The organism is Limnobacter sp. SAORIC-690, assembly GCF_002954425.1.
GTDB classification, from domain to species: Bacteria; Pseudomonadota; Gammaproteobacteria; order Burkholderiales; family Burkholderiaceae_B; genus Limnobacter; species Limnobacter profundi.
The window spans coordinates 2,308,513-2,327,011 of sequence record NZ_MQVZ01000001.1 but is presented as its reverse complement, the minus strand read 5'-3'; the positions used below and the strand labels follow the sequence as shown (position 1 = coordinate 2,327,011).

20 protein-coding genes are annotated in these 18,499 nt (G+C 52.2%); 5 read left to right on the top strand and 15 right to left on the bottom strand.

The genetic code is table 11. From position 1 onward, the window contains the following. The first annotated feature begins 90 nt into the window (after positions 1 to 90). Complete coding sequence (locus BSZ31_RS11100) at positions 91 to 1,242, top strand: cupin domain-containing protein (protein ID WP_105028804.1); 1,152 nt, start codon at positions 91 to 93, stop codon at positions 1,240 to 1,242. A 238-nt stretch (positions 1,243 to 1,480) separates the two neighbouring features. Next, positions 1,481 to 1,702: a hypothetical protein gene (locus tag BSZ31_RS11095; RefSeq protein ID WP_105028803.1), complete on the top strand. Its 222-nt coding sequence runs from the start codon at positions 1,481 to 1,483 to the stop codon at positions 1,700 to 1,702. Between the two features lie 81 nt (positions 1,703 to 1,783). On the opposite strand, the gene BSZ31_RS11090 is transcribed toward BSZ31_RS11095, so the two are convergent. Genes BSZ31_RS11090 through BSZ31_RS11050 form a run of 9 tightly spaced genes read right to left on the bottom strand, consistent with a single transcriptional unit; the run spans position 1,784 to position 9,350 of the window. Beyond that, positions 1,784 to 2,602 (bottom strand): MBL fold metallo-hydrolase, encoded by an 819-nt coding sequence (locus BSZ31_RS11090; RefSeq protein ID WP_168426945.1) that lies wholly within the window; start codon positions 2,600 to 2,602, stop codon positions 1,784 to 1,786. A 5-nt stretch (positions 2,603 to 2,607) separates the two neighbouring features. Beyond that, entirely contained in the window at positions 2,608 to 3,765 is a 1,158-nt protein-coding gene (bamC, locus tag BSZ31_RS11085) for an outer membrane protein assembly factor BamC (RefSeq protein WP_105028801.1), read from the bottom strand. 24 nt (positions 3,766 to 3,789) lie between these two features. Next, positions 3,790 to 4,668, bottom strand: coding sequence for a 4-hydroxy-tetrahydrodipicolinate synthase (gene dapA, locus BSZ31_RS11080; RefSeq protein ID WP_105028800.1), 879 nt, complete (start codon positions 4,666 to 4,668; stop codon positions 3,790 to 3,792). Next, positions 4,669 to 5,256 carry a bifunctional 2-polyprenyl-6-hydroxyphenol methylase/3-demethylubiquinol 3-O-methyltransferase UbiG gene (locus BSZ31_RS11075; protein ID WP_105028799.1) on the bottom strand — a complete coding sequence of 196 codons (588 nt, stop codon included), beginning with the start codon at positions 5,254 to 5,256 and terminating at the stop codon, positions 4,669 to 4,671. 1 nt (position 5,257) lies between these two features. After that, the gene (trpS, locus tag BSZ31_RS11070; RefSeq protein ID WP_105028798.1) at positions 5,258 to 6,295 is read right to left on the bottom strand and encodes a tryptophan--tRNA ligase; all 1,038 of its coding nucleotides are present in this window, start codon (positions 6,293 to 6,295) and stop codon (positions 5,258 to 5,260) included. Positions 6,296 to 6,301: 6 nt separating this feature from the next. Further along, positions 6,302 to 6,958 carry a site-2 protease family protein gene (locus tag BSZ31_RS11065; protein WP_105028797.1) on the bottom strand — a complete coding sequence of 219 codons (657 nt, stop codon included), beginning with the start codon at positions 6,956 to 6,958 and terminating at the stop codon, positions 6,302 to 6,304. Beyond that, positions 6,958 to 7,614 (bottom strand): L-threonylcarbamoyladenylate synthase, encoded by a 657-nt coding sequence (locus tag BSZ31_RS11060; protein WP_105028796.1) that lies wholly within the window; start codon positions 7,612 to 7,614, stop codon positions 6,958 to 6,960. The genes BSZ31_RS11065 and BSZ31_RS11060 overlap by 1 nt, the downstream gene beginning before the upstream one ends. An 11-nt stretch (positions 7,615 to 7,625) precedes the next feature. Continuing rightward, a complete protein-coding gene (locus BSZ31_RS11055; RefSeq protein WP_105028795.1) occupies positions 7,626 to 8,525 on the bottom strand; it encodes a 3',5'-nucleoside bisphosphate phosphatase in 900 nt (299 codons plus the stop codon). Between the two features lie 15 nt (positions 8,526 to 8,540). After that, entirely contained in the window at positions 8,541 to 9,350 is an 810-nt protein-coding gene (locus tag BSZ31_RS11050) for a ferritin-like domain-containing protein (protein WP_105028794.1), read from the bottom strand. A gap of 79 nt (positions 9,351 to 9,429) precedes the next feature. Here BSZ31_RS11050 and BSZ31_RS11045 point away from each other — a divergent pair, with 79 nt between their 5' ends. Both BSZ31_RS11045 and BSZ31_RS11040 read left to right on the top strand, forming a co-directional pair. Further along, positions 9,430 to 9,954: a gamma carbonic anhydrase family protein gene (locus BSZ31_RS11045; RefSeq protein WP_105029847.1), complete on the top strand. Its 525-nt coding sequence runs from the start codon at positions 9,430 to 9,432 to the stop codon at positions 9,952 to 9,954. A gap of 22 nt (positions 9,955 to 9,976) precedes the next feature. Next, the gene (locus BSZ31_RS11040; protein ID WP_105028793.1) at positions 9,977 to 10,906 is read left to right on the top strand and encodes an Hsp33 family molecular chaperone HslO; all 930 of its coding nucleotides are present in this window, start codon (positions 9,977 to 9,979) and stop codon (positions 10,904 to 10,906) included. Here the strand turns inward: BSZ31_RS11040 and ftsB are convergent. From ftsB to BSZ31_RS11010, 6 genes are all read right to left on the bottom strand, one after another. Next, positions 10,903 to 11,232, bottom strand: a complete 330-nt coding sequence (gene ftsB / locus BSZ31_RS11035) for a cell division protein FtsB (protein WP_105028792.1) — start codon at positions 11,230 to 11,232, stop codon at positions 10,903 to 10,905. The genes BSZ31_RS11040 and ftsB overlap by 4 nt on opposite strands. 46 nt (positions 11,233 to 11,278) lie before the next feature. After that, on the bottom strand, positions 11,279 to 12,562 hold the full coding sequence (gene eno / locus BSZ31_RS11030; protein ID WP_105028791.1) for a phosphopyruvate hydratase: 1,284 nt from the start codon (positions 12,560 to 12,562) through the stop codon (positions 11,279 to 11,281). Positions 12,563 to 12,609: 47 nt separating this feature from the next. Further along, entirely contained in the window at positions 12,610 to 13,467 is an 858-nt protein-coding gene (kdsA, locus tag BSZ31_RS11025; RefSeq protein ID WP_105028790.1) for a 3-deoxy-8-phosphooctulonate synthase, read from the bottom strand. A gap of 25 nt (positions 13,468 to 13,492) precedes the next feature. Continuing rightward, a complete protein-coding gene (locus BSZ31_RS11020; RefSeq protein ID WP_105028789.1) occupies positions 13,493 to 15,139 on the bottom strand; it encodes a CTP synthase in 1,647 nt (548 codons plus the stop codon). A 111-nt stretch (positions 15,140 to 15,250) separates the two neighbouring features. Continuing rightward, entirely contained in the window at positions 15,251 to 15,895 is a 645-nt protein-coding gene (locus BSZ31_RS11015) for a 3-oxoacid CoA-transferase subunit B (protein ID WP_105028788.1), read from the bottom strand. A gap of 12 nt (positions 15,896 to 15,907) precedes the next feature. Continuing rightward, on the bottom strand, positions 15,908 to 16,612 hold the full coding sequence (locus tag BSZ31_RS11010; protein WP_105028787.1) for a CoA transferase subunit A: 705 nt from the start codon (positions 16,610 to 16,612) through the stop codon (positions 15,908 to 15,910). A gap of 209 nt (positions 16,613 to 16,821) precedes the next feature. On the opposite strand from BSZ31_RS11010, the gene BSZ31_RS11005 reads away from it, so the two are divergent. Beyond that, positions 16,822 to 18,474 carry an electron transfer flavoprotein-ubiquinone oxidoreductase gene (locus BSZ31_RS11005; protein WP_105028786.1) on the top strand — a complete coding sequence of 551 codons (1,653 nt, stop codon included), beginning with the start codon at positions 16,822 to 16,824 and terminating at the stop codon, positions 18,472 to 18,474. Positions 18,475 to 18,499 lie beyond the last annotated feature (25 nt).

Below are 18,499 nucleotides of genomic sequence, written 5' to 3'. Positions count from 1 at the left end.
CCAGAAATCAGCGCCCGAACAGTGGGCAGTCTTTTAAGGTGGCCTATGATACCCGTAATCGATAAATCACCCAAATAAAGCCCCCTTCAGATGATCAAACCCCTCACCCACATCGCAAACCTCCCTGTGGAACAATTCATGACCGAGCATTGGCACATCAAGCCATTTTTGTTTCGTCAGGTATTTCCGAATTTCGAACCACTGTGCGATTTCGACACCATCGCCGAGATGGCATCCGATGAAGACATCGAAAGCCGATTGATACAACACAGCAAAGCAGGCTGGACACTTGAACACGGCCCGTTTGATGCGCTGCCCTCGATGAAGAAAAAAGCATGGACCGTGCTGATCCAGGGCATTGACCACCACTTGCCCGAAGCTTATGACCTGCTGCAATTGTTCCGCTTTATTCCCGATGCACGCCTGGACGACGTGATGCTAAGCCTGGCCAGCGATGGCGGGGGCGTGGGTCCACACTACGACTCCTACGATGTCTTTCTGCTTCAAATGCACGGCAAACGGCGCTGGAAAATTGGCCCCTTGCCGAACAAAGAACTTGAAGAAGGCATGCCCCTGAAAATTCTCAAAAACTTTGAGCCCACCGAGGAGTTTGTTCTCGAGCCTGGTGACATGCTTTACCTGCCCCCGAACTATGGGCACGACGGCATCGCAGAGGGAACCTGCTCAACCCTGAGCATTGGCTTCAGGGCGCCCACGCAGGCCGAGGTTCTCAGTGGCATATTGCGCGACATGGCCGATCAAATTGATCAAGATCCAGGCATGACTCAAACACTGTTTTCTGACCCCGCCCGAGGGTTACAGAAAAACCCTGCAGAAATTCCTGACGATTTGCTGAATTTTGGATTTAATTTGATTCGGCAATTTTCAGCGAAATCGCCTCAAATCCAGCGCAGCATGGGGATTTTGCTCACAGAACCCAAGCCACATGTGTATTTTGTAAACAACACCGAAGATCAGGAAATACACGAAATAATTAGTGTTCTTGGAGAGCGCGGCATTGCATTAAGCATGAAAACTAAAATGTTGTTCAAAGACACCGATTTTTACATCAATGGCGATGCTGTCAACCCGACCAGTGCCCTTACCGTTAAACAGCTGCAAATGCTCGCAAACCAGCGTGAAATGGAGCCAATCGACGCTGCAGAAGCTTTAAAAAATCCTGAATTTCAGTATTTTTTAATTGGTTTTGCAAAAGCCGGTTGGGTAGAAACCCTAATGTGATTAATTTCATTTAGAATTTGAAACGACTCAGCAAAGTCAATAGAATTTTGCTTCGAAAATAAGGTCGAAACAATGACTTGAATTTGACAGGCTATTCGATAGAATTTGCAGAGTTTTCCGCTTGAGTGCTTGAACACCCAGCAGGAAAATGGGTGATTCTGGGTTCTCTTGTGAGCCTATTTGCTCTAAAAAAGACGCTTGAATCGGCGTCTAGTTCGTGACCCCAAAAGGAATAAACATGAAAAACTCAATTTTGATCGCATCTTTGTTTGCAGTAGCATTGGCCGCTTGTGGCAAGAAAGAAGAAGCAGCTCCAGTTGAACCAGCAGCTCCTGCTGTAACTGAACAAGCTCCTGCCGCTGAGCCAATGGCCGCAGAACCAGCAGCCACTGAGCCAGCAGCTACTGAGCCAGCCGCTACTGAGCCAGCAGCAGCTCCAGCTGAAGAAGAAAAGAAGTAAATTCAATTCGCTTGTAAAAGCGATTGAAGCTAAAAAGCCCCAGATGAAAATCTGGGGCTTTTTTATTGGATCACCTAAAAATCAAGCGGCCACTTGCTGCGAATCAAGGCTGATCCAGGCAAAACCCTCGGTTTGGCAGGCGATGTCAAACGCGATTCCGCGCGGGGTCAATACCTCCGCCCACATTTGTTGAACCACCTTGGGACAATTCGTGGTTTGGCTTAAATGTGCTGCCACCACAAACTGCAAGTTTCCAGAATCGAGTTTCCGAAGAATATCGCAAGCCACCTGATTGCTGAGGTGACCATAATCGCCTCCTACCCTTTTTTTCAGGCTGGGTGGATAAGGCGAATTGGACAGCATCTCGGGGCAGTGGTTGGATTCGAGAATCAAGGCATGAGCCTTGTTCAACATGCTGATCAAATGCGGCGTAGCACTGCCACAATCGGTCAGAATGCCAGTGACGAAGCCCGACCTTGATTCAATCAACATTTGAATGGGTTCAGCAGCGTCATGGGGCACGGGAAAGGGATGCAAAGTCAGGTTCTTGACGTTAAATGCTGCATGGCTCTCGATTAACACCACCTTGCCTGACTGCAGGTAGTCTTCATCGCTTAGTTTGGACCGTAAGGCCGCGCGCCAGGTGCCATGCGTCAAGTACACAGGTGTACCAAACTTTCGGCTGAATTTGAATACACCGCCTATGTGATCCCCATGCTCGTGAGTGACCACAATTGCATCGACATCTTGCGGAGTGAGCCCAACTCGCTCCAGGCGGCCAACGGTTTCCTTCACAGCAAAACCGCAATCCACCATCAAGCGCGTCGGTGTGTCAGTTAGCCTGCATTCAAACAGCCAACTGTTGCCTTCACTGCCACTGCCCAAACTCGCAAAACGCACACCAATTACCGGAGTTTTCCGGCCAGCTTGGTTGCCGCTTCTTCGGAAATTGCGGCGTCCACAGCTGCACCGCGCTCGGAAGTAAACTTGACCGACGTGGACTTGTCTCCCTCAGGCGCAACAACAACCTGGAAGCGTTGATCCGCTTTCAAGGATTTGTCATTCGAAGCACCGCCAAAGATTTTCCCGAAGAAACCCTTCTTTTCGCCTTCTGCAGAAGCGGAATCGGGAATGTACTTCACGTAATACACACCGTTGGAACGGTCACGGTCTTCGACAATAAAACCAGCGCGGTCCAGCCCGAAGCCCACACGGCGCCAGGCCAAGGGAAAGTCTTCAGCCAAAACAATGGCTGTACCCTCGGGCTTTTTCTGAACCGAAATGAGCTCTTGCCCCACCGGGCGCCCCGCTGCGGCAGCAGCCTTCTCGTCACCAGTCAGCTTCGCCATCAAGCGATTCAGCATTTCAGCTTCAAGTTCGGGATCAGAAGGGCGATTCATCCACACCAAGTTGGACTGGGCCTGATCAGTGTAGTTTTCTTCCATGCCACGGTGAGTCACGAAAATTTCAACACCACCTTGAATCGGCTCCACACGGGTACGGTAGCGGTCGCGGGTGTTGCTGGAGTAAATACCATCAAACACCGTGCCAATCACTTTGCGAATGCCATCCAAAGGAATATTGGCGCGGTTTTCAGCCCAATTGGTTTCCATCAAGCCAATTTTTGGATCATCCACGGCCAGTTCAAACCCGGTGTCTTTCCAGAATTCGCGCAATTTTGGCCACAGTTGCTCGGGTGGCATTTTCACTTCCAGAGAGCGCAAGTTGCCCACGCGTTTGATTTTTACATCATCGGACGAAACCAAAACCGGCTCAGCCTGCGCTTGTGGGCGAGCACCCGCTGGGCGAGTACCACCACCACTGTAAAACGACGAAGCAGACACCGAACCGGAACCGGACTCGCCGGGAATCAGGAATTGCTCATCGGCAGACTGCGCAGTCAGATCTGGCGGCACCTCAAGGCCCTGCTCGCGCTTTTCGGCAGTGCGGTAAGCCGTTTTCTGTCCTTCCACAGCCTCTTTGTAAGAGGCGCAGCCTGCGGCAGTGGATACGGCCGCTGCGATCAGCAACAGCTTGAAAGGGGTCATCTTGTTCAATTCCATGTGTTTCACAGCCTTAAGTCGTCTTTAGTCGATCAACCGGTGCGCACGCAAGGCGGCGTCCACGGTTTGGTGAAAATTGGATTCCAGTCGGGTCAAAGGCAAGCGCACACCGGGTGCCATTTTGCCCATTTTGCTCAATGCGTACTTCACGGGAATTGGATTGGCCTGTACAAACATGGCCTGGTGCAAATCCAGCAAGCTCAAATTCAGGGCATGCGCGGTTTTCGCATCGCCCGCGATGGCCGCAGCACAAAGTTCGTGCATCAACTTTGGGGCCACGTTGGCGGTCACGGAAATATTGCCTTTTCCGCCCATCAACATCAAGTTCACTGCGGTGGGGTCATCACCACTGTACACAGCGAAATCAGCTGATGTGTCGCGAATCAACCAAGCCCCGCGCTCAAGGTTGCCTGTGGCTTCCTTGATACCCACAATGCCATCTACCTGACTCAAGCGCACCACTGTGGAATGTGCCATATCAGCCACCGTGCGGCCAGGTACGTTGTATAGAATCACCGGCAAATCAACAGCCTCGGCAACCTTGCGCATGTGCAGGTAAATGCCTTCCTGAGTTGGTTTATTGTAGTACGGCACCACTTGCAGACTAGCAGCAGCACCCACCTTGCGCGCAAACTCGGTCAGTTCAATGGCCTCGGTGGTTGAATTGCCACCAGTGCCTGCAATAATGGGTATGCGGCCCGCCGCCTGCTCAACCGCCACACGAATCAGTTCGCCGTGCTCTTCCACGTCCACTGTGGGTGATTCCCCAGTGGTTCCTACCGCTACAATCGAGTCGGTACCTTGTTCAATATGCCAATCAATGAGCTGACGGTAACTGTCATAGTCCAGCGACCCGTCTTCAAACATCGGCGAAACAATCGCGACAATGCTGCCAGTGATCATTTAGTCCCTTTGAGTGAGTGTTATTGTTCCAGATTGTATCTCAGACCAAGTGCCTGTAATGCCCATGGCCCGTTGAATCATTGCAGGGCTTGGCATGCTTCGAAGCCCCTGTTCAAAACGCAGTATGTTCAATAAAGACATACGGGACAGCAGTTCGTTGGGTTGAAGCAGAAAATCCGGGCTCCGTGGCGAACCAAACTGCGCATTGCCATCCATAAAGGTTTCGTAAACCAGCACTGCATTCTGAGACTTCAGGTTGCCCAAAAGGTTCTCGAAATGGGGGCGATGCAAATAGTTGGTCACCACGATCAAGTCGTATTGCTGCCCCGCCAATGGCCAGTCAGCCTGTTCCAGGTCCATGGCCTGAAACTGCACATTCGCCGGCCAGACCGTGTCAGGTGTATTTTTGTCTACTGCATGTACAACATAACCAAGACTGGCCAAATAAAGTGCGTGCCGCCCACCACCGCAAGCAAGGTCAAGCGCCCTTAAACCCGGCTTGACCGCAACCGAACCTTGCAGGCTTTCAACACACTGACGAACCCATGGCGAAGGCGCCATGGCTGGATTGGCGTGATCAGTAGCCATGTCAGGAATAATCCAGCCCCATGTGCTTGCGCACATCCTGCATCGTGTCGTTGGCCATCGCACGTGCGCGCTCACAGCCTTCGCTGATGATTTTTCGCACCAATGTCGGGTTTTCGGTGTACATGGCTGCACGTTCGCGCATAGGCGCCAACTCGTCGGTTACTGCCTGAATAATTGGCTCTTTGCACTGAATACAGCCAATGCCCGCCGATTTGCAACCTTCCTGCACCCACTGCTTGGTGCTGGCGTCTGAATACACCTCGTGCAATTGCCAAACAGGGCATTTAGCAGGATCACCCGGGTCGGTGCGGCGCACGCGGGCCGGGTCCGTTGGCATTTTGCGTACTTTCTGGGAAATGTTCTCGGGTGTTTCCCGCAAGGCCAGCGTGTTTTGGTAGCTCTTGGACATTTTCATGCCATCCAACCCTGGCATCTTGCTGGCCTCGGTCAGCAAGGCTTTGGGTTCCAGCAAAATCGGCTTGCGGCCAATTTCAGCTCCCTTCGCATCCAGCAGTTTTTCCTTGCTGTAAAAATGATTGAAGCGCCGCGCAATTTCGCGGGTCAGCTCGATGTGGGGCACCTGGTCTTCACCCACCGGTACTTGTGTGGCACGGTAAATCAGAATGTCAGCCGACTGCAACAAGGGGTAGCCCAAAAAGCCATAGGTGCCCAGGTCTTTGTCGCTGAGTTTTTCCTGTTGGTCTTTGTAGGTGGGCACGCGCTCAAGCCAGCTTAAAGGCGTATTCATCGACAGCAGCAAATGCAGCTCAGCATGCTCAGGCACCTTGGACTGAACAAACAAGGTGGCTTTCTCGGGGTCAACACCCGCAGCCAGCCAGTCAACCACCATGTCCCACACATTTTCCTTAATGACTTCCGGGGTTTCATAATGCGTGGTCAGCGCATGCCAATCGGCCACAAAAAACAGACAGGGAAATTCGTTTTGAAGTTTCACCCAGTTTTTCAACACACCGTGGTAATGGCCAAGGTGCAACAAACCGGTTGGGCGCATGCCCGACAATACGCGTTCAGCAAACATGGTGACTTAGAAATTAAACAAAAGGGTTAGCACACTCAACCCGGCACTAACAATGGGCTGGATGAACATGGGCAAGATACCCAACATCAGGAGTGCAATGAGCACGATCATGCCATAGGGCTCGGTGCGGCTGAAACTGTAGGCTGCAGAACTGGGCAGGAAGCTGAACAGAATTCGGCCACCATCCAGCGGCAAAATTGGCAGAAGGTTCAAAGCAGCCAAAACCAGGTTCACCACAATGCCAGCTTTGGCCATTTCGGCAAAAAAGGGCTCGTTCAGCCCGGTGACAAACTGCAGTTTCAGGCTAAGTGCCCACAACAAGGCCATCACAAAATTCGCGCCAGGCCCGGCAAAGGCTACAAAACGAATGTCTTTTTTCGGATTGCGCAGGTTGCCAAAATTCACCGGAACAGGTTTGGCCCAGCCAAACAGAAAGGCACCAATACCCATCAGGCTTGAGGACACCAGAATTGCAATCGGCACCAGAATGGTTCCAACCGGGTCAATGTGCTTGATCGGGTTCAAGGTAATTCGGCCTGCGTACATGGCGGTGTTGTCGCCATACATTCGGGCAACATAACCGTGTGCTGCCTCGTGCAGGGTAATGGCAAACAACACGGGCAAGGCGTACACCGCAATCGTTTGAATAATGCTTGAATCCATCACAGTTCTTCCTGTTCTTCAACATTCACAGGTTCAAGCGGACCAGTCAGAGGCCCAGCGCCAATTCGCACAACCACAGGTTCTTCGCCGGTCCAGTCAATCACGGTGGTCGGAAACGCGCCGCAGTACTCGCCGTCGTCCACAATTAAATCTACATCGTTGCCCACGGCTTCCTGGGCCTCCCAACCGCTGCGCGCAGGCTCTTCCATGCCCGGTAACTGCAGCGTTGTGGCAATCAGCGCACCCTCAATGTGCTCCAGCAAGCCTTGCACCACCGCATGTGCGGGAACGCGCAAACCGATTGATTTTTTCGAGGGATGCGACACACGCTTGGGCACTTCTTTGGTCGCTTCAAGAATAAATGTATAAGGACCGGGAAACACTGACTTCAGCAAACGGTATTGAACATTGTTTACCTTGGCGTAACTGCCCAGCTCGCTTAAATCCTTGCACAACAAGGCCAAATGCTGCTTCTCTGAAATACCTTTCAACCTGCGCAGGCGCTCGACCGCGTTTTTATCATCCAGGTGGCAAACAAGCGCATAGCAGCTGTCGGTGGGAATTGCAGCAATTCCACCCGAGTTGATCAGGTCTGCCGCCTGCTTGCACAAACGCGATTGTGGGTTTTGAGGATGTACGTTGAATAACTGCGCCAATGGGTATCCTGTTAGCTGAACAACTTGCCCCAATTATCCCAGATTGGCACGCAGCCGTCGGGCAACCGGGGCAATTCACCCAAATTAACCCTGGATTCAGTGGGGCCGTGAAAATCTGATCCGCGCGATGCCTTCAAGCCAGATCGAACAGATTTCCGCGCATAGGTGGCGTATTGGTCGGTGGTGTGGCTGCCCGTGACCACCTCAATTCCAACACCACCCATTTTGACAAACTGCTCAACCAGTTCATCCATCTGCATGGGATTCAAATCGTAACGCCCCGGGTGCGCAATGACAGGCAAGCCGTTTGACTCCAGAATCCAGTCGACCGCCTGCTTCAAGCTGGCCCATTCATGGGGCACGTAACCTGGTTTGCCCGGGGTTAGAAAACGCTCAAACACTTCGCGAATATCGGTACACACCTTGCGCTCAACCAAACAACGGGCAAAGTGGGTTCGGCTAATCAGGTTGGGGTTGCCCACATACTTCAAGGCACCTTCATACACATCTTCGATGCCCACCTTTTCGAGTTGCCGCGACATTTCTATGGCTCGTTCGGTTCGCCCGTTGCGCACGCTGGCCAAACCCTTCTCAAGCGGCGAATTCTCGTACTGCACATTCAAACCCACAATGTGCAAGGTTACCGCGGACCAGGTCACCGAAATTTCCACACCAGGTACAAAAATCATGTTGTGTTCAGCTGCTGCTTTTGCTGCTCGCGCCAAACCACCCACTTCATCATGATCGGTCAAAGACCAAATTTGCACTCCGTTGGCGGCGGCGCGCGCAGCCAGTTCTTCGGGCGTCAGGGTGCCGTCCGACACGGTGGAGTGGCAATGCAAATCCGCATTAATCAAATGCGGATCATTCCAATCAAGTTCTTTGGCGAAAGGGGATGCTGCTGTACTCATACTTTTGCAATCCGCTTATTGGGCGGATTGCTCCAATTCAACTTGCATTAACCAGGCCAATTCCTCTTCAGAAAAACCTGCCTGGGCGCGAGCCTTGAAATTGAAGGGTGAACGTGGCTGCGGAGCGGTGTACTCCCGCAGGCAATGCTCAAAAGCCTCAATTGGGTCGCGTTGTTCATTGTTGCACACTTCATTGAACCAGCGGTTGCCAATGGCCACATGCCCAATTTCATCACGCAAAATGATGTCTAGTACCTCGGCACTATCCATGTCCCCGGCCGCGGCCAGTTTCTCGCGTATGGCCGGTGACACGTCCAGTCCGCGTGCCTCCAAAAGCCTCGGCACCAAGGCAAGCCGGGCCAGCAAGCTGTGTTTGGTTTTTTCTGCCATTTGCCACAAACCGTCATGCGCGGGGTAATCCCCATAATTCAAAGCGTATGACATCATTCTGTTGCACAACAAAGTGTGGTGGTAGGCCTCCTCTTTGGCCACTTTCAACCAATCCAGATAAAACTGGTCGGGCATGGAGGAAAAACGAACCAGCAGGTCTAGCGCCAAGTTGATTGCATTGAACTCAATGTGCGCCAGCGAGTGCAAAAGCATGCCCCGCCCCACAGGCTGGCTGACTTTGCGTGTGGGCACGCGTGCCGGGTGTACCAACTCCGGTTTGTCGGGGCGGCCCACACCAGGTGAAAACTCCGCTTCACCGCCGATTGGCAGGCTTTCATCAATCGCCAAGACCAGACGCACTTTTTCCACGGAGTTTTTACACGCCAAAGCCTGCAAGGCGGCTTGTCTCAAAGTTTGTTCCAGTTCACTGCCCATAACCACACTGCACAAGGGTTCGATGCATGTTATTTTAAGGCAAAGACACCATGGCAACACCCCGACACAGGAGACAATTGTGGCCAAGTACAAAATCAATGGCGAAGCCCCCACCGTGCACGCCAGCGCCTATGTGGCCGAAATGGCCAGCATCATTGGCAAAGTGCAACTTGATGAAAACACGTCGGTTTGGGATTTCGCGGCCATTCGCGGCGACAACGAATTGATCCACATTATGGAAGGCAGCAATGTACAGGAAGGCGCCGTGTTACACACCGACATTGGCTATCCCATGGTGGTCGGAAGAAATGTCACCGTGGGGCACCAGGCCTGTCTGCACGGCTGCACCATAGGCGAAGGCAGTTTGATTGGCATTCGTTCAGTGGTGCTGAACGGCGCAAAGATTGGAAAAAACTGTATCATCGGCGCCGGTGCCCTGATCACCGAAGGCAAAGAAATTCCCGACCGCTCGCTGGTGGTTGGTTCGCCCGGAAAAGTGATCCGAACCCTGAACGACGATGAAGTGGCACGCCTGATTGGCGCTGCCTTCTACCTGCAAAAAGCCAAGCTGTTCAAAGAAACGCTTGAACGAATAGACAACTAATTTTTTGCCTCAATTTGTAACCATGACCGACACACTACGCACCCTGATCTTTGATCAATCCAGTTGCCGAGCGCACTTGGTACATTTGTCCAAAGCCTGGCAACAAGTGGTCAACAACAATGACTACCCAAGGCCGGTTCAAAAAGTACTGGGTGAACTGGTTGCGGCAAGCACCATGTTGTCAGCCTCCTTGAAGTTTGAAGGCTCGCTGATTATTCAAATTCAGGGCGACGGACCCATTCGTTTGCTGGTGGCGGAGTGCAATAGCCGTTTGGGTTTGCGCGCCACCGTGAAATTGGTTGAAGGTACACAAATTCCCGAGAATGCCAGTTTCAAAGACCTGGTCAATGCCACAGGCAAGGGCATATGTGCAATTATTCTGGACCCACGCAATCGCCTGCCGGGTCAGGCCCCCTACCAAGGCATTGTGCCGCTTGCAGGTACCTCTGTGGCTGATTCGCTTGAAGCGTACATGCACAGCAGCGAGCAACTGGAAACCCGCCTTGTTCTGAACTCCGACGCCACCACAGCTGCGGGCGTCATGCTTCAGCAAATGCCACAACATGGCGGTGTTGTTTCAAGCAAAGAATTCGATGCTGACGGCTGGGATCGATTGAAGGCCTTGATCAATACGCTGCAAACCGAGGAACACCTGGCCACCGAAACCGATGAATTGGCCAAGCGTCTTTTTTGGGAAGAAGACCCGGATGGACTGGCAGAACGCCAGGCACATTTTGAATGCACCTGTTCACGCGACAAAGTTGGAAAAATGTTGCTTTCTTTGGGACAGGCCGAACTGGATGATGCTTTGTCCGAAAACCCGACTGTAGAAATTCAGTGTGACTTCTGCAATGCAAATTACTCATTCACTCGAGCCGATTGCAACGCGCTATTTACCGAAAGTTCTCACCACGAAGGTCCACAAGAACCCCAGCCTCCCACCTTGCACTAATTCGAGGGTTCTGCCGCGGCACCTGGTGGTGTGGCGGCTGGCTGGCTGCGCGGCTCAATCAACTGAATAAACACCTCGTCTTTCTTGATCATGCCAAAGTCATTTCTGGCGCGCTCCTCAATCGCCTCAACGCCCTCGCTCAAACTGCGCACATCACCCTCGAGTTGTTGATTGCGCAAACGCAGCGCGTCATTCACCTGCTTTTGCTGTTCAAGCTGATCTTCAAGGTCGCTGACGCGCAGCATCCCGCCTTTGCCAAACCACAGTGGGTATTGAAGCAAAATCAGCAAGGCAAAAAGGACAAGTGAAATCAGCCTGGGGTTCATATACAAGAAGGCCCCGCACTGCGGGGCCACCTTCGATTAATACCGATTAATCCAGGTTGTAGAAGGCTGAACGGCCGGGGTAGTAAGCAATGTCACCCAAATCCTCTTCAATGCGCAACAGCTGGTTGTACTTGGCAATGCGGTCTGAACGGCTCATTGAACCTGTCTTGATCTGCATGGCATTGGTACCCACCGCAATATCGGCAATGGTGCTGTCTTCTGTTTCGCCTGAACGGTGAGAAATAACCGCTGTGTAGCGAGCACGCTTGGCCATCTCAATGGCAGCAAAGGTTTCAGTCAAAGTACCGATTTGATTGATCTTGATCAGAATGGAGTTGGCGATTTTCTTTTCGATGCCTTCGGCCAAAATCTTGGTGTTGGTTACGAACAGGTCATCCCCCACCAACTGCACCTTGCGGCCCATGGTTTTTGACAAATAAGCCCAACCGTCCCAATCGTCTTCGGCCATGCCGTCTTCGATCGAAATAATGGGGTACTTGTTGCACCAGCTCTCCAGCAGGTGTGCGAATTCCTGTGAACTCAGCTCCATGCCCTCACCGGCCAGCTTGTACTTGCCACCTTTGTAAAACTCAGAGGCTGCACAATCCAGACCCAAAGCCACCTGCGTGCCAGGCTCAAAACCAGCGGTTTCAATCGCCTGAATAATCATTTGAATGGCAGCTTCATGGTTGGCTACAGAAGGCGCAAAACCGCCTTCATCGCCCACAGCGGTTGACATGCCTTTGTCGTGAATAATTTTCTTCAGTGCGTGGAACACTTCAGCACCGTAGCGAATAGCCTCGCGGAAAGAAGGCGCCCCCACCGGCAAAATCATGAACTCTTGCAAATCGAGGTTGTTGTTGGCGTGTGCACCACCATTGATTACGTTCATCATGGGCACTGGCAGGCTCATGCCACCCATACCACCGAAGTAACGGTACAAGGGCAAACCAGTCTCTTCAGCTGCAGCACGGGCCACGGCCATGGAAACAGCCAAAGTGGCGTTGGCACCCAGGCGGCTCTTGTTCTCTGTACCGTCCAGGTCAATCAGGTTTTGATCCAGAAACACCTGCTCTTGCGCATCCAGACCCAAAATTGCTTCGGAAATCTCGGTGTTGATGTTTTCAACCGCGCGCAACACGCCTTTGCCCAAATAACGGGACTTGTCACCGTCACGCAGTTCAACGGCTTCGCGAGTACCTGTGGACGCACCAGAGGGCACGGCAGCACGACCCATGGCACCACTTTCCAGCAACACGTCACATTCCACGGTGGGATTGCCGCGAGAATCAATAACCTCACGACCAATCACGTCAACAATTGCGCTCATAGTTTCCTCTTGGATGGATTAAATTCTGTTTTGAATACTCGGCCTGTTTATTTCATCAGGTCTGTTTCGGCCAATGGGCCAGACTTCACCAAACGGTCCAGTTCCTGCAAGGTGGCCAACAAGGCTTTCATGCGAGGTAAGGGCCAGGCGTTGGGGCCATCTGACATCGCTTTGGCGGGGTCAGGGTGACTTTCCATAAACAAACCTGCCACGCCCACTGCAACAGCGGCGCGCGCCAACACGGGCACAAATTCACGCTGACCACCACTGGCCGTACCCTGCCCGCCCGGCAACTGCACACTGTGCGTGGCATCAAACACCACTGGACAACCTGTGTTGCGCATGATGGCCAAGCTACGCATGTCGGAAACCAGGTTGTTGTAACCAAAGCTTACACCGCGCTCACACACCATGATGTTCTTGCCATCACCGCCGGCTTCAATGGCGGCAGTTCGGGCTTTGTCCACCACGTTGACCATGTCGCCGGGAGCCAGAAACTGGCCTTTCTTGATGTTCACTGGCTTGCCACAGGTGGCCACAGCCTCAATGAAGTCAGTTTGACGACACAAAAACGCAGGGGTTTGCAACACATCCACCACGCTGGCCACTGCCGTGATTTCTTCAATCGCGTGTACATCGGTCAGAATGTTGACGTTCAGGGTTTTTTTTACATTGGCCAGAATATCAAGCCCTTTGTCCATGCCCAGACCGCGGAAACTTTTGCCCGAACTGCGGTTGGCTTTGTCGTACGAGCTTTTGTAAATAAAAGGCACACCCAGCGACTCGCAGATTTCCTTGAGCTGGCCTGCCGTGTCCATGGCCATTTGTTCACTTTCAATCACGCATGGGCCAGCGATCAGGAAAAATGGTTTGTCCAAACCCACTTCAAAATTGCATAGTTTCATCAGGTGTCCTCCTGTTGGGTCCAGCTTATAACGCTTTGGCCAATTTGTGGGCCAAAGCAGCCTTCACGTAGGCCAAAAACAAGGGGTGGCTGTCTCGTGGGGTGCTGGTGAATTCGGGGTGAAACTGCACGCCGAAAAACCAAGGGTGATCTGGCAATTCCATGATTTCCGGCAAATTTTCAGTCGGCGTACGGGCAGAAATACGCAGGCCGGCCTCTTCAAGTTGAGGCACATAGTTATTGTTCACCTCATAACGGTGACGATGGCGCTCATTCACCTCGGGACCATAGATGGATTCAGCCAAAGTGCCGGGCTTGATCGGGCAGCGCTGCGAGCCCAGGCGCATGGTGCCGCCCAAATCGCTTTGGTCGGATCGAAGCTCGACTTTACCTGTGCTGTCTTTCCACTCGGTGATCAGGGCCACCACTGGCGTATCGGCCAGGCTGTCAAATTCGGTCGAGTTGGCTTTGGGCAACCCCGCGCAATGTCGCGCAAATTCAATCACGGCCAACTGCATGCCCAAACAAATGCCCAAGTAAGGCACCTTGTTTTCTCGGGCATATTGAATCGCCTTGATTTTGCCTTCCGTGCCGCGCTTGCCAAAACCACCGGGCACCAAAATGGCATCCAGCTTCTTCAAACTTTCAGTACCGTGGGCTTCAATTTCCTCGGAGTCGATGTAATTGATGTTCACCTTGGTTCGTGTGTGCAAGCCAGCATGATTCAAGGCTTCGATCAGGGATTTATACGACTCGGTCAAATCGACGTACTTGCCCACCATGCCAATGGTGATGTTTTGCTCGGGATTTTCCTGCGCATGTACAATTTCAGCCCACTTCGACAAATCTGCGCGAGGCGCTTCAATGTTCAGCTTTTCCAGCACAATGTCATCAAGCTTTTGGGCTTCAAGCATGGCTGGAATTTTGTAAATGGTGTCAGCGTCCCAAACGGAAATAACAGCTTCCAGTTGCACATTCGAGAACATGGAAATCTTGGCGCGCTCGTCATCGGGAATACGGCGATCGGCGCGACACAGCAAGGCATCGGGATAAATACCGATTTCCCTGAGTTTTTGTACACTGTGTTGGGTAGGCTTGGTTTTCAGTTCACCGGCAGAAGCAATAAATGGCACCAATGTGAGGTGCACAAAACACGCACTGTTGCGGCCCAGGCGCAGGCTCATCTGGCGAACAGCTTCAAGGAATGGCAAAGACTCAATGTCACCTACGGTGCCGCCAATTTCAACAATGGCCACATCGGTTTCACCGCCCCAGGCTGCGCGCGCACCTTTCTCAATAAAAGCTTGAATTTCATTGGTAATGTGGGGAATCACCTGAACGGTTTTGCCAAGGTATTCTCCGCGACGCTCTTTGCGCAGCACAGATTCATAAATCTGGCCGGTGGTGAAGTTGTTTGACTTCTTCATTTTCGTGGAAATGAAGCGCTCGTAGTGCCCCAGGTCCAGATCAGTTTCGGCGCCGTCTTCGGTGACAAACACCTCGCCGTGCTGGAATGGGCTCATGGTGCCGGGGTCCACGTTGATGTACGGGTCCAGTTTGAGCATGGTGACTTTCAGACCGCGACTTTCAAGAATCGCGGCCAAAGATGCTGCGGCAATACCTTTGCCAAGGGACGAGACAACCCCGCCGGTAACGAATACATATTTGGTCATAGTGCCAGGCGGCGCTCTGTTCGGCGCTCAGTAGGGCGCACAATTGAGCGAATTGTGCGCTGTTTGAAAGCAGAATTATAACCTGAGCGCGCTTGGTCCATGCCAGTGATCTTAACTAAACTTCAGTTCGCACCCTGTTTTTTCTTGGAGTTCTTCTCTAGACACGCCCGGTGCAATCTCAAGCACCTGGAGGCCTTCCAAGCCCACATCCATCACGGCAAGGTCAGTGATAATGCGATTGACCACACCTTTGCCTGTTAACGGCAAGGTGCATTCCGGCAGAATTTTAAGGTCGGTGGTGCCGTCTTTCTTGCGGGCCACATGCTCCATCAGCACCACAACACGGGAAACACCAGCCACCAAATCCATGGCACCACCCATGCCTTTCACCAACTTGCCAGGAATCATCCAGTTGGCCAAGTCGCCCTTTTGGCTCACCTGCATGGCACCCAAAATGGCCAAGTTAATGTGCCCGCCGCGAATCATTGCGAAAGACTCCGAGCTGGAAAAGAATGCCGACCCATCCAGTGTAGTCACGGTTTGCTTGCCCGCATTGATCAAATCCGCATCCACCTGCGCCTCGGTCGGGAATGGGCCAATACCCAACAATCCGTTTTCACTTTGCAGCATCACATCCATGCCGTCAGGAATGTGGTTACTGACCAGAGTGGGCAATCCAATACCCAAATTTACATAAAAACCGTCTTGCAATTCACGCGCTGCGCGTGCTGCCATTTCATCGTGATTCCATGCCATGTGTTGTTCTCCTTATTGTGCTGTGGTCGCCAGGGTACGTTTCTCAATCCGCTTTTCAGGATTGGCATTCAACACCACACGCTGCACGTAAATACCGGGGGTATGAATAAAGTTGGGATCGAGCGCGCCCACCTCCACAATTTCCTCAACCTCAACCACAGTGAATTTTGAAGCTGCAGCACATTCAGGGTTGAAATTGCGCGCGGTAAGGCGATAAACAAGGTTGCCCGAAGTGTCTGCCTTCCACGCTTTTACCAATGAAATATCCGCCTTCAGACTGTGTTCCAACACATAGTTTTCCCCATTGATCACTCGGGTTTCCTTACCCTCGGCAATCACGGTTCCAAAACCAGTTTTGGTGAAGAACGCGGGAATACCAGCACCACCAGCGCGCAGCTTTTCGGCCAAAGTGCCCTGCGGCGTGAATTCCAGTTCCAGTTCACCACTGAGGTACTGGCGCTCAAATTCCTTGTTCTCGCCAACATACGACGAAATCATTTTGCGAACCTGCCTGGTTTCCAGCAGACGCCCCAAACCGAAACCGTCCACACCCGCGTTGTTTGAGATCACCGTGAGGTTTTTTGCACCAGATGCACGAACCGCGTCAATCAGCGCCTCTGGAATGCCACAGAGGCCAAAACCACCCACAGCAAGCGTCATCCCGTCTTTGATCTTGTCCGCCAAAGCCTCTGTGGCACTGGCTGATACTTTATTCATCCCCATTTTTATTCCTCATGCTTTGAATTTGTGCCGTTAGTTTAACGTTTAAGCGCTTACAAACTTCTTGCTGCAACGCACAAAATCAAGTTTCTCAGACTAGAGATCAAAGTCAACTATTTTTTCCCGATATGCAATAAGCTTTCGGCTTAAAATCAAAGCTGCATCTAGCTGTAGCACCCGCGACAAATTTTAAGGAGACGCACCCAATGTCGGCTGTCGAAAGAGACATGATGGAATACGACGTAGTGGTAGTTGGCGGAGGCCCTGCTGGCCTGTCAACAGCCATTCGCCTGAAACAAGTGGCCGCAGAAAAAGGCCAGGAAATCAATGTGTGCGTTTTGGAGAAAGGCTCTGAGGTTGGCGCCCATATTTTGTCAGGCGCGGTCATGGACCCACGCGCAATCACCGAACTTTTTCCCGACTGGAAAGAACGAGGCGCGCCGCTGAACACAGAGGTTACCGAAGACCAGTTTTTATTCCTCACTGAAACGTCTGCCAAGAAAGTACCCAACGCACTGTTGCCTGAATGTTTCCAGAACCATGGTAATTATGTAATCAGTCTGGCCAACGTTGTGCGCTGGCTTGGCGAACAGGCGGAGGCTTTGGGCGTAGAAGTATTTCCTGGGTTTGCAGGTGCGGAAATTCTGTACGATGACAAAGGTGCCGTAAAAGGCGTGCAAACCGGCGACATGGGCATTGGCAAAGACGGGGAACACACCCACGCTTACCAACCCGGCATGGAACTGCATGCCAAATACACCGTGTTTGCTGAAGGTGTACGCGGCCATTTGGGCAAACGCGTCATTGAAAAATTTAATCTGAACGAAGGCCGTGATCCACAGGTGTATGGTATCGGCTTAAAAGAACTGTGGGAAATCGATCCAGCCAAGCACAAGCCTGGTTTGGTGATTCACTCCGGTGGCTGGCCTCTCGATTCAAGCACCTACGGTGGTTCATTCCTTTACCACCTGGAAAATAACCAGGTTGCAGTGGGTTTTGTGGTGGGCCTGGCCTACGAAAATCCCTACCTGTCTCCATTTGAAGAATTTCAGCGCTACAAAACACACCCTGAAATTCGCAAGTACTTTGAAGGTGGGAAGCGCATCTCCTACGGCGCACGCGCCATTGCGGCAGGCGGCCTGATGAGTCTTCCAAAACTGGTATTTCCAGGCGGCGCGCTTGTGGGTTGTGATGCTGGCTTTTTGAATGCCTCGCGAATCAAAGGTTCTCACGCCGCGATCAAGAGCGGCATGCTTTGCGCCGATGCGATCGCAGACGCCCTGGCACAAGACCGCGCTGGCGACGAGCTGGAAGCCTATCCAAAGGCCTTCCACGACTCTTGGCTGTTTGATGAACTGTACCGCGCGCGCAACTTCAAACAGTGGATGAGCAAAGGTTTGTACACCGGCACCATGATGGTGGGTATCGAGCAAAAGCTGTTTAAGGGCAAGGTACCCTGGACACTGCATCACAAGCACGCAGACCATGAATGCCTGCGTCCTGCCTCTGAGTTTCAGCCGATCAACTACCCGAAACCTGACGGGAAAATCACGTTTGATCGTTTGAGCTCCGTGTTCATTTCCAACACAAACCACGAAGAAAACCAGCCTGCACACCTGACATTGAAAAATGCAGATGTGCCGGTGGCGACAAACCTGACCACCTATGCTGGTCCGGAACAGCGCTATTGCCCAGCCGGTGTGTACGAGTATGTGAAAAAAGAAGATGGCAAAGACCAATTGCAGATTAACGCGCAAAACTGCGTACACTGCAAAACCTGCGACATCAAAGATCCCACACAAAACATTGTGTGGGTAACACCGGAAGGTGGTGGCGGCCCCAACTACCCCAATATGTAATTGAAACAAAAACGCCGACCTTCAG